Raw genomic sequence first — 14,486 nt, 5'->3', positions numbered from 1 at the left:
TGTTCTAAGAAATAGTTTTTAATCTGGTTAAAGTAAGCTTCAGCCAGTATCGGTGTAAGGTTGAAATCATGAGAAATATTATTAACAATAGCGTTTTTAACAGACTTGGAATGAAGCCTTTTGGTAAGGTTTTGATCCATAATGATACCTCCTTAGATTTTGGTTTAAAATACACAAAATTCATTAAGGTATCATTTGATACTAACTATAAATAGTTTTTGGGGGAAATGATTAAGGAAGGTGAAAAAAAAGGGGCTTAATAAGCCCCTTTTTTAATTTATATTATATTTTTTCAGTTTTGACATAAACGTACTGCGATTTACCTGAAGCATTTTTGCGGTTTGAACTTTGTTATTGCTGTTCTCAGATAAAGCCTTCAGAATTAGTTTCTTTTCATAATCCTCAACAGCTTTAACGAGTCCGTTTACTGTATCATCCCCGTTGGAATAATCTGCAGTGGGCAAGATTGGAGGCAGATCTGCAGCAACAATAACCCCTGTTGAATTTTTGTTAAGCACTACCAGACGTTCAATTAAATTTTCTAATTCACGAATATTTCCCGGATAATCATAATTCTTTAAAATAAGCATCGCTTTGGGGTCAATATCGCGAATATTTTTACCATATATTTTATTAAACTTCTCAATAAAGTGATGTACCAGATATTGAATATCATCATTTCTTTCACGTAATGGTGGTACCAGGATTGGAATAACATTTAAACGATAATATAAATCATTCCTAAAAGTACCTTTTTCCATTGCTTCTTCAAGATTTTTATTTGTTGCGGCTAAAATACGTACATCAACTTTTATAGTCTCTGTACCACCAACCCGTTCAAATTCACCTTCCTGAAGTACACGCAACAATTTCAACTGCATATTCAAAGATATATCACCAATTTCATCTAAAAAGAGAGTACCGCCATGAGCGAGTTCAAATCTGCCTACCTTATCTTTAATTGCGCCGGTAAATGCGCCGCGTACATGGCCAAAAAGTTCACTTTCCAAAAGGCTTTCTGCAAGGACGCCACAATTCACTTTAACAAAAGGTCTCTTCATTCGGGAACTGTTGTAATGAATGGCATTGGCAATTAATTCTTTACCTGTTCCACTTTCTCCTCTTACTAATACTGTTGTATTTGTAGAAGCAACATCCTGAACCAGTTCAAACAATTGTTTAATTTTGTCTGCTTTGCCAATGATATTTGTGAAATCATACTTTTGTTGAAGCTTATTAAGTAAAAATTCATTTTCTTTTATTAATGAACTCAGTTGAGAGATTCGTTCTACTTTTGTGTGTAGCTCATCAAATCGGAGAGGTTTGGTAATATAATCTTTGGCTCCCATTTTCATGGCTTCTACAGCATTATCAATTGTACCATAAGCTGTAACCATTATTACCGGAATATGAGAATAATCCTTTGATATATTCTTTAGCAGCTCCATTCCATCCATACCTGGCATATTTATATCGGAAAGGATAATATCAGGTTCTTGAGTTTTAATCTTTCTAAGTGCTTCGATTCCATTAGCAGCTTTTTCCACATCATAGCCTTTACTGCTAAACACTTCGGTCATCATTTCGAGCGTTTCATGTTCATCTTCGACAACCATTATTTTGGTTTTCATCCGGCCTCCAAAAACCCTGAAATTGAATTTAAATAAAAATGAGATTTACGAGTTAGGTAAATATATGGCTTAAATTTAATTGACATAGTGGGTTAAGGCAAATCAAAGATAGCTATTTATGAATATATTGTTTAACCAATTTCTGTAAAGACTGGGCATTTGCCGGCGCATTTCCTTTGGGGTGATTATTGAAAAATATATAAGATTTATATGATTTTTTTAATATCTCACTTATCCGGATAAGCCATTCCTTTAACTGGTCTTGATTATAATTATACTCATATCGTTCACTTCCTTTACCATCCCACCATTTTTTTTCATTTCTTCCATGAAATCTTACATAACCTAAATCTGAGGTAAGCCAATCCTGTTGGGGAAGCAAACCTTTTAGATTAGGTTCATCTACATTTACATAACCAATGTTGTTTGTAAATAAAAACTCTTTTACTGCCGATTTATTCCAGCTGGCATTTCGAAACTCCACAAATAAGGGAATATTTTTAATAAAATCTTTTGTTTTTCTTAGGTACTTTCTATTTATCTCTGAATTTGGAAAAGAGTATGGAAACTGTGCTAATAACCCGGCAAGTTTTTTTTGCTCCGATAACGGTCTTAATGCCTCCACCAACAAATTTATTGATGCTTCATTTTCTTTACGCCGGTGTGTCGTTTCCTGGTGAACTTTTACTATAAATTCAAACTGGTCTTCTGTTTTAGCTGCCATTTTTTCAAAAGACGCTGCTGAAGGTATTGTATAATAAGTAACGTTAATTTCTACTACTTTGAATATTCCACTATAAAAAGAAAGCATCTCATTCTTTTTAATATTTTCCGGATAGAAATTTCCTTTCCAGTCATCGTAACTAAAACCGGAAGTACCAAACAGATAGTTCATTTTAGATATATTTTTTGTTGATGAATTTAAAGATAGGAAAGAATTTTATAAAAATATGTGAAGCAGGTTACATCTTGTAATTTTATTGTAATCCTAAAAGCAGATCACTGTTTTCTAGCTGAAAATTATTTTGAAGCAGTTTATAGGCCCAATAATTTTTCATAACTTTTCGTACATAATCTCTTGTCTGGCTGTATTCAACATTTTCTATAAATACATCTATCTGATCTGACCCCGGAAGCTTTTTCCAGCGTTTAACCCGGTGAGGCCCGGCGTTATAAGCAGCCAAAACCCATTCTTTTTTTCCTTTAAACCGTTTCGACAATTGTTTTAGATAATGCGTCCCAAGTTTAATATTCAGTTCAGGATCAAAAAGCTGGTTAATTTCCTTTAAGTCTACATTTTTAAGGTTGGCCATTTCCCTTGCCGTAGCCGGAATAAGTTGCATTAAACCATACGCATTAGCCCAGGAATGAGCATTAAAATCAAAAATACTTTCCTGCTTCATCAAGGCTAAAATCAATTCCGGTTCAATTTTGGAATTACGTGCATACTTGTGGACATATGAATCATAATAATATGGAAATCGTTCTTTTAAAATAAATGCTTTGTCAATAAAAGGTTTGTCCGAGAAGAATTTCCAGTTGATATAATCATAGGCTTTAAAAGCCTTGCTGTATGCTTTCAATTTTTTGTAAATCTCAGCCAGTGCAATCCACTCATCCTGAGATTTAGCTGAAAGCTTGATATCTTCAAGGGCTGCAAATGCATACTTTTCACCTAACACATCTTTTACTTCAAAAGCTTCTTCAAAATTTTTTATTAAACCGGTAGCAGCATAGTATGAAAGATTTTGTGAGCTATCTTCAAATTTTGACAAAATGCCTATTGTGCTGTCAAAATCTGACTTATGCATCAGATAGCTCTTCATTGTATAATAATCATCCCATAAATTCTCAGCCAATTCTTTTCTTAAACTCCGGGCAGCTAGCGAATCATTTTGCATATCCCGGCAAAGTGCGACCCAAAATTTAGCCCGATTTTTATCGACATCCGGCCATCTTTTATAGCGGATAGAATTAAAAATTGACTCTGCCTTATGCACATTTCCCAAACGAAAAGAAGTAAATCCTTCCCGGAAGTACGCCTCTCGTGCCAGTTTATTGCCAGGCCATTTTTTCCTGACAAGTTTATATAATTCCATCGCTCTTGGCAGGTTCTTCATTTCCTCGCTAATCCATGCAGCTTTCCAGGCAGCTTCAGGAGCAATTCTTCTCCTTGGAAACCGAGACGCATAATCCAAATAGGCTGTAATTGCTTTTTGTTTTTGACCTTTATATAAATGTATCCGCGCAATGTAAAGACGAATTCTTGGCTCAAGACTTTTATTATTCAAGTGTTCAAGCAAATTATTAAAACCATAAAGCGCAGTACTGTATTGTTTTTTTGCAAAATAAAGTTTAATTAAATTGAAGCGTGCCTTTTCCTTGAGATCTTTGTCATTCTCACCTTTTATGTATTCTTCAAGTAAACTTTTTAATGGTGAATAATTTTTATTTTTATAATAAACATCCGCAATTTTAAAAAAGTGCTCTTCAGAAAACTTTTCTTCTTCCTGACGGAGCCACTGCACAAACCTGAACGTTTCCGAGCTTGAAGGATATTTTCTCAAAACCTGAATAAATTCATCTTTTGCAATCGAACGTTTTTTTGAATGATACAAACATAATGATGCCTGGATTGCGCTATAGGCTATTTTATTTTTATCAACCTTCCGCTTTTTAAACAATTGATAGTATTTTCTGGCCTTGGTAAAGCGCTTGTTTTCAAAAAGGTAATCAGCCAGCGGTAAAAGAAGAGAATCTGAAAGGGCTGATTTTTTATATGTTTTGATGTACTTCTCTGCTTGAGCGGAAGCTTCCAGTCTGTTTAAATGCCAGAGATTTTTTATTTTAAAAAAGGATCTATATTGAGGTAAATAGTTTTTTGACTTTTGGTAGAGAAAATCAAAATTTTCGTTACTTTTTGCCCAATCACCATTTCTATATTGAGCATATGCAAATTTGAAGCGAGAGGAGTTCGATAAGTTTTTTGCAGATTCATCATTAAGTTCACTGAAATATTTCGTTGCTAATGAATAATCCTTTACATCATAAGCACTATCAGCATCTGCAACAACTTTTAACATTCGAGGCAAAATATACGATGAAAAGCCAGTATCATCTGCCGGATACCAACTTATCGAGAATAGAATTATTGTTATAAAGTATAAATATAACTTTTTCATAATGCCTAAACTGTTAAATATTACATTAAGATTCTCGGTTCCTTTTTCATCACATAAAATAATAATGAAATACTAAAGGGAAATCATACAACCTGGATCACATTTTGATCAAAAGTCTATTTTAATTTATGTTTTCTTAATCTAACTCTATAAAAAAATTAAAGTTGAGTGGATTTTATTTCGGGGGATTATTACAGAAATTGATCACTCCAAAATAGAATAACCAATTGTTTTTATATATTTCCCAGTGCCTGCCTTACATCTTCTATCAGATCTTCCTCGTCTTCAACACCAACAGACAAACGGATTAATCCGTCAGTTATACCAAGTTTTACACGTTCATTCTGAGGAACGGATGCATGAGTCATAATTGCAGGATGATCCACCAGGCTTTCTACACCACCAAGGCTTTCAGCCAGGGCAAATATTTTTAGTGACTCAGCAAATTTACGCGAATTTTCCAGGCTACCTAGCTCAATACTGATAATGCCACCAAAGCCGCTCATTTGTTCTTTTGCCAATTCGTGTTGTGGATGACTTTCCAGACCGGGATATATTACTTTTTCCACTTTTGGATGATCATTTAAAAAATTAGCCAGTGCAATGCTATTTTTTTCATGTTCACGCATTCTTAAAGCCAGTGTTTTTGTTGCTCTAAGAACTAAAAAACAATCCATTGGGCCAGGCACTGCACCTACTGCATTTTGGATATAATGAAGCTTATCAGACAACTCTTTATTTGCTGTTAAAACAATACCACCAACAACATCGCTGTGCCCATTTAAATATTTTGTTGTACTGTGCACGACAAGATCAATCCCAAATTCCAAAGGTTTTTGAAAGTATGGGCTCATAAATGTGTTGTCTACAACAGTTAAAATATTCTGTTTTTTACCATAATCTGCTAACTTTTTCAGGGAAGTTAAAGTTAGCATTGGGTTGGTTGGAGTTTCGACAAAAATCAGTTTTGTTTTTTCTGTGCATGCCTGTTCAATAAGTGCAAAATTTGAAGTATCTACGAAACTGAAATCTAAACCAAACTTTTTAAAGACTGTATCAAACACCCGGAAAGTTCCACCATAAACATTATCGGTACAGATTACATGATCACCTTGTTCCAACATTTCAATTATGGATGAAATTGCAGCCAAACCGGATGAAAAAGCGATCCCATATTTTCCGCTTTCAAGGACAGCAATATTTTCTTCCATGGCATGCCTTGTTGGGTTTTGTGTACGGGAATACTCAAACCCTTTATGTTTTCCAATCTCTTCCTGCACATACGTTGAGGTTTGAAATATCGGTGTCATAATTGCGCCGGTTACCGGCTCTGCTGTTTGTCCGGCATGAATCGCGTCGGTTTGAAAACCCATCGTATAGAATCCTTTCTAAATATTAACAGGCGTTACTTTTTTAATCGCCTCAACAATTGCTGTTTTCTGTACATTTTCAGAATCATTTTCAATTAAGATTAGTTCTAAACTGTTTTCTTCCACCAAAGAATCTTTCACAATATTTGTATAAAACTCAAGCGGGTCTTTTTTGACAATCAAAAAAACAGGTGTTGAATATTTATCGCAATAATTTACTATTAAATTACGCGTCGCCTCTTCCTGAAGGCCTTCCTTAGAATCAACCAGGAAAAATGAAAACGGGGCTTTGGGTATAATTTGATCGATTAGTGAAGCACTACCGGTTTCCGGGATATAATCCATAAAATAGAAATATACAATGTGAGAATCATCAGCTGCATATTCTTTAAGAACAAAATCGTGGTATTTTTTTTCATTTACATTGTTATTGGTTTCCATAAATTGATCAAAATATTGATCGAAGGCTCCAAATACGGGAATTTCTAAAACAGTTTTATCTTCCTTCAATTTTAATTCTCCAATATCCGGCCAAATTCAGCCAAAACTTCATAGCGGTCAAATAGGTGCGACTTTTTATGCGAGTTTTCTTTGATAATATTTTTTACTGTTTTTTGAGTTTTAGATGATTGTTCTTCATCTGTAACTTTTTTAGAAAATATTTTGTCAATAATTTTCTTTACACCGGATTGGTTTTTCTGTTCTTTAATTTTCAGTTGCTGTTTTTGATATTCTTCTTTTTCAATCAATGAGCCATTTTCAACCCAGTTATCAATTCCTTTTAAAAACTCCAACGAGCCTTCAGAATTTTTCTCTAAAAATCCATTTAAAGATTTTCCAAATTTAAAAAACAGTAGGCTTTTCCTATCGGCTGCACTTATTTTTTCATAATCCAGCAGTGGTGAAGCATAAAATACCACTTCTCTATCCGGCAAAGAATTTAACAACTTTTCCCTGGCAAGAATATGATTTTGGCATTCCTTAATTATCTCTTCATTTTCAAGTTTTAACTTATGCGCATGACGCGTTTTGTCCAATGAAATGGTATAAACGCCTTCACGCCATAAAGACATCGCTAAAACCGCATCCAGTGGTTTTTGTGATTTAAACTGAGCGTTTACAAGTTTACCTTTGTAAAACTGTAATTGTCCCACCCTGTTTTTACTTATCAATTCTATAATACCATTCTTTTTGCCATCCTGAAATGTTTGAATCAGGTTTATCACATTCATCAAACTTAAACTGCCACTCAATCCGCTATCTGCGTTTTCCTCGGTTGAAGAAACAAGAATTGACTCAACAATTTGCCTGAATTCTTTATTTAATTTTGGCAATTCAATCACTTCAGCAGCACCTGCCATCCAAAGCAGTTCACGCTTTTCCCAACCAATTTTGGAAATAAAACATAAAAAGGGAGTCTTTAGTTTGAATGATTTATAACGGGCAACCCAGTTATGAAGAAGAGTTAGTTTATTAACGGCAAAAAAAACAAAATCCGGTTTCTCATTTCGGAATTGCTTTTCTGCAACATCCATATCCCCGACCCATGAGAAATGAACCGGAAGATAAGATAACGCACCGGAAAACATTGAAAAAATATCTTCACTTTCACTTACAATGAACACTTCTTTCATAATTCTTCATCCTGATCAACTTCAACATCCGGCTCTTCAGGTTGCGGAGCAATATATTTTTTTAGACTAAGCAAAATTTGCTTTACATCTTCTTCCCTGGTAGGATCACTGGCAATAAAAGGAATATGCTCCGGAATATTGAGTGTAGATTTTAATTGCTCAAGATCCATTTCTTCTGTTGAATTAATTGCAAAAGGTGCCCAGAGGGTTTGTTCATTTTTAATCAATCCATGCATAACATAGCTTGTATATTCAAATACATCTGTTTTCTGTACATCAACAAGAAATGCAATTGCAGTAAATTCATCAGATATTTTCCCTACCGATTCCAGGACTGTTTCATCCATTGTCAGGCTGTAAAATGAAATATCTGTCTGGGTTAAAACTTCAACCCGGCAAACGTGTGTATTATTTCTTTTATGGATATCACTTCCATTTTGAACAATTGATTGCAGGGCGTGATAGCTGCTTTTTCCCAATGTTGAAATAATAAGTATTTTACCAGATTGTAATTTTTCCAGAGAAACATTGTGGCAAAGCTCTAATGTTTCATCATTGTCTAAAAGAGAAAAAGTCCCTAATGGAATTTCCTGGTTATCTTTTTCTTTTTTCTTTTCAATTACTGTTGCCTCAGCATCAGTTACTGAAAGAAACCCATAGTTTTTTAGTTCAATTAATTTTTGTGCCGTTTCATAGCAGGTATAAAACTGGTTTTCCAATATTACACTTAAAATTGCAGGACGGATAATTGCATCTTTAAACCCATTGTTTATTTCTATAGAACTGCTATTCAAGTCTCCCGAATATGTAACCTGAACTATGGCTTTTTGGGATCCGATTTCTTGCAGATTCTGTAAATAGCTTTTGCGTAAATCTTCCGCAATTATTAAAAGTGTTACAATACTTAAGCTGACACTAACTGTATCATTAAAGGAAGTTGTTGCATTAAAGATAAATTCACCCGTATGCCAGAAAAGCATATGTAATACAGCTTTTTCCCCAACATGCAAACCAACTTGTGCATGGGTGATATAGCCATCCCGAAAATAGACTTTGCCACTATTATTTTCAGTGACAATTTTCAAAATACCGCTTCGCTCTTCTCTGGCAAGATTGTTTATTAAGCTTTTAAGAGAAACATCTTCCAGTTGCCCGGATGATATCAGCAGGTTTTTATTTGAATCTGATACCATGTTTTTAATCGGCCAAATCAAAGCGTAATAAATTTCATCAAGCGGATGAGATGTATCAAAAACACGTTTTGCACCTAATTCGTAAAAAGCGAGACGTTTATTGGCATTATCCGGCACATTAAACATAAAAACATTTTGCCGGGAATAGTCTTTAAAAAACTTAATTACATCGAGGCGGTTTTCAGCGGTTAGTGTATTGTACTCAACAAGAAAGGCAACTTTATCTGAGTTTTCAGCATGTTGGATTATAGAACCAATGCTACCATAAATACTTACAACATGATCATCTTTTTTGAACATGCTTTCAAAGTAGTCGGTTCTGCTATCATCTGTATCTAATATTACCACAGAATATTGTGACATTATACCACCTCATAACCCGATAGAATTAATCAAAAGCAATTTAGAAGGAATGATAAAGTTAGTCAAGTCTAAGCTACAAGTTTACAAAGACTTAGAAAGGATATTATAAAGTACTATTCCATATGCAACAGAAACATTTAAGGAATGTTTTAACCCCAGCATGGGGAGTTCAATGGCATGGTCAGCCAATTGTACCAGCGAATCCGAGACACCATCTACCTCGTTACCCACAATAAAGCATAAGGGAAATTTAAACTGAACATCGCTGTAAACGGTACTATCACTGGTCTGTTCAACCACGTAGATCGTATAGCCGGCTTTTTTCAGCTCTTCAATTTTTGAAACAGAATCATCAACATAAGCCCATGGTACGGAATCGGTCGCGCCCAAAGCCGTTTTAGAAATTTCTGGTCTTGGCGGCGATGGTGTAAATCCGGATAAAAGAAGTTTTTCTATTCGCGCCCCATCACTTGAACGAAAAATACTGCCAACGTTGTGCATACTTCTGATATTGTCAATCAAGGCAATAATCGGTTTTCGCTCAAGATTTTTTAAATCATCAACCGAGGGCCTGTCCTTAAAAATTTCTTCGAATTCTAATTTCCTGCGCATAGTGTCCTAAAATCAAAATATACAATATCAAAAAACATATAAATCACAAAATGCAAAACCAAACTACCAAATTACCAAACAGTTTTGTAATGCTTTACTTTTTAATTTTGGACTTTGATAATTGCAATTTATTTATAATTTGAATTTTGTCATTTGTTATTTTTTAAACTAAGCCTGGTTACACATTCAATATGGTAGGTTTGTGGAAACATATCAACCGGTTGAATAATATCAACCGTATATTTTTCTTCCAGTAATTTTAAATCCCTGGCCATTGTTGTTGGGTTGCAAGATACGTATACTATTTTTTTTGGAGCGATTTTTAAAATTGACAGTACTACCTTTTCATGCATTCCTGCACGTGGTGGATCGGTTACAATTACATCAACTTTCTCCTGCGATGTTTCCATATTGTTGATTACATCGCCGGCAACAAAATCCACATTTTTTACATTATATTTTTCCGCATTTTCAAAAGCATTTTCCACCGAGCTTTGGGTAATTTCAAACCCTATGACATTTTTAGCTTTCTGCGCCAAAAAAAGGCTAATCGTCCCAGTTCCGGAATATAAATCCCATACAGTTTCATCCGGGTTTATGTCTGCAAAATTTATTGCAGTTTCATATAAAAGTTCGGCCTGTGCCGTATTGGTCTGGAAAAATGAATTTGCAGAAATTCTAAAAACAAAAGGCCCAATTTTATCTTCAATCCAATCTTTTCCGGCTAATAATATTTCTTCTTCCCCAACTGCAATCTGCGCTTTGCGAGAATTTATATTGTTTACAATTCCGGCAATATTTTCAAAACGATCCAATAGCTCATCAGCCAGTTCCTGTATTTTCTTGTCCTTATAAGCAGTAACAATATTAACCATTATCTCTTTGTTATAATGGCTTTGACGAATGACAAGAAAACGAAGTAAACCCTCATGGGAGCGAATTCCATAAGGTGTTAAATTATTTTCCTGCGAATATTTTGATACAAAATCAAGAATTCCAGATGCTTCATTACTTTGCAAAAGGCATTTATCAATATGTACAATTTTATCAAAAGTGCCCGGGACATGAAGCCCTAAAGCAAAATCTTTTGAAATGGATTTATTCTCCAATTCTTCAAAAGTAAGCCACTTTTTTTCAGCAAAAGAAAATTCCATTTTGTTGCGATAATGAAAAAAACTTTCTGAGGGGATAATCGGTTTTACAGTGGTTTCCTTCAAACCGGATATTCTGCTCACTGAGTCTGAAACGATTTGCGTTTTATAGGCCAACTGGTCTTTATAGATTAAATTTTGCCAGGTGCAACCACCGCAAGAATCAAAAAATTTACATTGCGGGTCAATCCTTTGATCGGATTTTTTGTTAAACGAAACAATCCTCGCCTCAGCATAACTTTTTTTTCTTTTTGTTATCCTGGCATTAACATTATCGCCCGGCAATGCACGTTTAATAAAAACAACATAGTCGTCAATTCGGGCAACACCCTGCCCGCCAAAAGCCAAAGAGGTAACATCCAATGGATATACCTGGTTTTTCTTAACCGGATACTGATTATTCATTTATAAAGGAAAGGTTTGTGGATATTTAAAATATTATGATGCTACTTTTACACCCTGCTTCTTTTTAGAGGTAAGCTTTTTTTCTTCCGCAGTTAGTTTATTTACAAAAACTTTATATTTGGATCCATCCAAATTATACTTATTGCGAAGTTCAATCCAGCAATCAATCTCTTCTTTTACAAAACGTATTGTGCCTTTATCGGCATTAAAATAACAAGGGATTTCATGATTAAATGCTTTTTTTGTTAGATCGAATGGCCGCTCAAAGCCAAGATAACGAGCAGCTGTTGATGCGTTCCAGGTAGTTTGCAAGTCTTCATTGGCCAGTTTGTACTCCCAATTGGTTTTTAGTTTTTCAACCAACCAGGTCGAATTAGTTTTATATATTTCATCCAGGTATTCCAGATAATTCAATCCCTGCTTATATGCGATTTGTGCTCTGCCAAAAAGAGCCATTGTCTGGTCATCAAATTCTTCAGATATCTGTTTGTAAATTTTGTCAGCCTTGTCAAACTCTTCAAGATTTATATAGGCTGTGGCCAATGTGTTCAAACTTTCTGCACTATGTTCAGAATCCACATAAATTTTTAATGGTGTAACTGCATCAGAAAACTGACCTAATTTGTTATAAGCACTTGCTAAATGTTTATTGACAATTACATCCTCAGGTTTAATTTTTAAAGCCTGTTTAAAGTCAGAAATTGCATTGGCCCACAAATCACCATTCATTTTATTTAGACCACGGTTTAAATGAACAAAAAACTTTATCTCATCTGTGAGCAATTCATACTCACTATCTTTATAGTAAAAATCTATGCTTCGCGATGAAATCATTCTGGACTTACCACGGCTTTTTTTATTTTGATTAAACTCTTTGCCTATCTTCATAAAAAAAGCATTAAGCTGCTTTTTTGCTTCGCCTTCATTAACCACTTTAATAGTACTGCCTTTTTCAGACTTTGCTTCTTTTATTACCTGTGATAAAATTTCATTAACCATATTTGTCGCCTTGGCTATCTTTAAATCACGGTGTTTTCTATGATATTTATCTCCAAGGCAAAAAGAAAAGTTTAGTGTAAGTTTGTTTTCTCCATAAGACCATTTTTTCAGGTATACGGATAAAAGATGTAAATGCTGTTCCATTACTACTCCAAATTAAAACAGAAAAACCTGCCTTAATATATGTTTAAAATTGTTTTATTTTTGAAACGAAAAGTTAAAATTTTGAATTGATTCTATAAATACTCTTTAAGATTTGGGGGAAATATGATATTTCTATGCAGAAATTTAATGCCCCAAATTTACCTGAACTAATGTATAAAAGCAAGGTGATAATTAGTTATTCGGCATTATTTAGATTTGTATTAATATGATACTAATACTTAAACAGTTTCCGAATGTTTCATGAAAGTGTATTTAGATGATATTAAAATGAATATGTAAGCTCAAACGTATAAAATGATGAAATTGAATCGTTAAAATCACTGTCAATATCTTTGTCATTATCATAAGAGCCGATGGCGTTTATTGAGATGTTTTCATTTATGGGCACTTGCGCAAAAAAGAGGAAGTTTAAAATATTTCTGTTTGAATAAATACTAAAGGTTACATCTTCCTGTACATTTGGATAACGGCGTAGCATATACTCAGCATTTAAGGAAATAATAATTCCTGAAACTGAAGCATAATCTAAACCTGTTGCTATGCCTTGCGAACTATAGTTTTGATCTTTTATATATTGCTCCTCAAGCAATGCAGAAGTTTTATGAGATTTTTTTTCGAAGACATACCCAAGTTTTATGCTGACATTATCATTTAAGTGCGTAATTAAAGCAGGATTTATAAATTGAAATACGTAATCCGGCTCCTGTTCAGTTTTAATATCAAATTTTTTAAAATCGACTTTATATTTTAAATCGATGCTGAAAAGAGGATTTAATTCATATTTTAAACTTGGATTAACAGAATATGTTTGCGATCTGTTTGTAAATGAACTGTCACGTAGTTCATCCTGCACTAAATAGTTAAATTCATTTATTCTGGATCGTATTGAACCACGGAATTTAAGGCGCTTAAAAAATTGGTCCTGATAACTAATCCCTGCATCATGTTCACTAAAATCATTATTTAAATATTTAATGCTTTCATTAAGATCAAAGTTATAATCAAACTGTAAGTTTTTATTAAAATTATAACTCTTAACCAGGTAAGCTGTAAAAGTGTTACGTATAAAATTGGGAATTGTCTCTGTAGACTGTTCAAACCTTTTGTACCTTACCAGGTTTTTAATACTCCAATACCAACTAGAATTTATATCAGCACTTTTAATACCCAAATCAGTAAATACTTCAAGATACCCAAGGGTTGAGTAAGAAAAATTTTTATCAAAAACTATCCCGAGTTTTGGGGTAAAAGAAAGTGAGCTATTCTTAAACTCATTTTGTAAAAACAGTTCATTTTGCAGGTTTTCCTTATCATATCTCAGATTGTTTTCCAATTGGAAAGTATGATCATCACTTAAGTACCTAAGGTCAAATCCAACAAACGGTTTACTTAATTCATCAAGTAAAACACTGTCGCTTTGTTCAAAACCCAGCTCAAATTCCTGGCGGTTGTAATCAATCCCTGTTTGCAGATTAAAAAAGAATATTTTCTTTGAATGTGAAATTTCATTTGGCTTGTTTACATTTTCTGGGGTAGTAATGCTACTTTTAGCTTCTTCTAAATAAACAATGGCAAAATCATAATCACCTTTTAGGGCGTATTCTTTGGCAGAGTCAATTAATGCATTTGTGTTTTGAGAAAAAGTTGAGTAGGATCCCAACATATCTATTTCCATTGCTAAAAGCTCGTATTCCCCTTGTTCAGTTTCCTGAGCAAAAAGTTTACCACAAATTGCAAAAAGCAAAACACAATATGTAATTAAAGGATTATTCATGAAGCCG

At 34.0% G+C, this 14,486-nt stretch carries 12 protein-coding genes; all 12 read right to left on the bottom strand.

All coding sequences use genetic code 11. The features are described 5' to 3' along the window. Positions 1–140, bottom strand: a 140-nt coding sequence (locus HND50_15300) for a hypothetical protein (protein NOG46606.1), incomplete at its 3' end; no start/stop codon positions are given. Between the two features lie 132 nt (positions 141–272). Further along, complete coding sequence (locus HND50_15295) at positions 273–1,631, bottom strand: sigma-54-dependent Fis family transcriptional regulator (protein ID NOG46605.1); 1,359 nt, start codon at positions 1,629–1,631, stop codon at positions 273–275. 112 nt (positions 1,632–1,743) lie between these two features. Beyond that, on the bottom strand, positions 1,744–2,526 hold the full coding sequence (locus tag HND50_15290) for a DUF72 domain-containing protein (GenBank protein ID NOG46604.1): 783 nt from the start codon (positions 2,524–2,526) through the stop codon (positions 1,744–1,746). 82 nt (positions 2,527–2,608) lie between these two features. Next, the gene (locus tag HND50_15285; GenBank protein ID NOG46603.1) at positions 2,609–4,813 is read right to left on the bottom strand and encodes a transglycosylase SLT domain-containing protein; all 2,205 of its coding nucleotides are present in this window, start codon (positions 4,811–4,813) and stop codon (positions 2,609–2,611) included. Positions 4,814–5,046: 233 nt separating this feature from the next. Beyond that, on the bottom strand, positions 5,047–6,186 hold the full coding sequence (locus tag HND50_15280) for a PLP-dependent transferase (GenBank protein NOG46602.1): 1,140 nt from the start codon (positions 6,184–6,186) through the stop codon (positions 5,047–5,049). Positions 6,187–6,201: 15 nt separating this feature from the next. After that, complete coding sequence (locus HND50_15275) at positions 6,202–6,693, bottom strand: hypothetical protein (protein NOG46601.1); 492 nt, start codon at positions 6,691–6,693, stop codon at positions 6,202–6,204. 2 nt (positions 6,694–6,695) lie between these two features. Next, positions 6,696–7,817, bottom strand: coding sequence for a DUF4388 domain-containing protein (locus HND50_15270; GenBank protein ID NOG46600.1), 1,122 nt, complete (start codon positions 7,815–7,817; stop codon positions 6,696–6,698). Then, positions 7,814–9,373, bottom strand: coding sequence for a DUF4388 domain-containing protein (locus tag HND50_15265; protein ID NOG46599.1), 1,560 nt, complete (start codon positions 9,371–9,373; stop codon positions 7,814–7,816). The genes HND50_15270 and HND50_15265 overlap by 4 nt, the downstream gene beginning before the upstream one ends. Before the next feature lie 81 nt (positions 9,374–9,454). Continuing rightward, on the bottom strand, positions 9,455–9,985 hold the full coding sequence (locus HND50_15260; GenBank protein NOG46598.1) for an RNA methyltransferase: 531 nt from the start codon (positions 9,983–9,985) through the stop codon (positions 9,455–9,457). 149 nt (positions 9,986–10,134) lie between these two features. Then, entirely contained in the window at positions 10,135–11,541 is a 1,407-nt protein-coding gene (gene rlmD, locus HND50_15255; protein NOG46597.1) for a 23S rRNA (uracil(1939)-C(5))-methyltransferase RlmD, read from the bottom strand. Between the two features lie 33 nt (positions 11,542–11,574). After that, a complete protein-coding gene (locus HND50_15250) occupies positions 11,575–12,684 on the bottom strand; it encodes a hypothetical protein (protein ID NOG46596.1) in 1,110 nt (369 codons plus the stop codon). 283 nt (positions 12,685–12,967) lie between these two features. After that, positions 12,968–14,479 (bottom strand): hypothetical protein, encoded by a 1,512-nt coding sequence (locus HND50_15245; protein ID NOG46595.1) that lies wholly within the window; start codon positions 14,477–14,479, stop codon positions 12,968–12,970. Positions 14,480–14,486 lie beyond the last annotated feature (7 nt).

It is taken from the genome of Calditrichota bacterium, assembly GCA_013112635.1.
Taxonomy (GTDB): domain Bacteria; phylum Calditrichota; class Calditrichia; order Calditrichales; family J004; genus JABFGF01.
This window is presented reverse-complemented; position numbering and strand designations above follow the sequence as displayed.

What these genes read in the sequence shown, in the direction of transcription:
- HND50_15295 (NOG46605.1), bottom strand. Translation starts at nt 1,631, where the DNA reads ATGAAAACCAAAATAATGGTTGTCGAAGATGAACATGAAACGCTCGAA.
- HND50_15260 (NOG46598.1), bottom strand. Translation starts at nt 9,985, where the DNA reads ATGCGCAGGAAATTAGAATTCGAAGAAATTTTTAAGGACAGGCCCTCG.
- HND50_15245 (NOG46595.1), bottom strand. Translation starts at nt 14,479, where the DNA reads ATGAATAATCCTTTAATTACATATTGTGTTTTGCTTTTTGCAATTTGT.
- rlmD (NOG46597.1), bottom strand. Translation starts at nt 11,541, where the DNA reads ATGAATAATCAGTATCCGGTTAAGAAAAACCAGGTATATCCATTGGAT.
- HND50_15270 (NOG46600.1), bottom strand. Translation starts at nt 7,817, where the DNA reads ATGAAAGAAGTGTTCATTGTAAGTGAAAGTGAAGATATTTTTTCAATG.
- HND50_15265 (NOG46599.1), bottom strand. Translation starts at nt 9,373, where the DNA reads ATGTCACAATATTCTGTGGTAATATTAGATACAGATGATAGCAGAACC.
- HND50_15285 (NOG46603.1), bottom strand. Translation starts at nt 4,813, where the DNA reads ATGAAAAAGTTATATTTATACTTTATAACAATAATTCTATTCTCGATA.
- HND50_15290 (NOG46604.1), bottom strand. Translation starts at nt 2,526, where the DNA reads ATGAACTATCTGTTTGGTACTTCCGGTTTTAGTTACGATGACTGGAAA.
- HND50_15250 (NOG46596.1), bottom strand. Translation starts at nt 12,684, where the DNA reads ATGGAACAGCATTTACATCTTTTATCCGTATACCTGAAAAAATGGTCT.
- HND50_15280 (NOG46602.1), bottom strand. Translation starts at nt 6,186, where the DNA reads ATGGGTTTTCAAACCGACGCGATTCATGCCGGACAAACAGCAGAGCCG.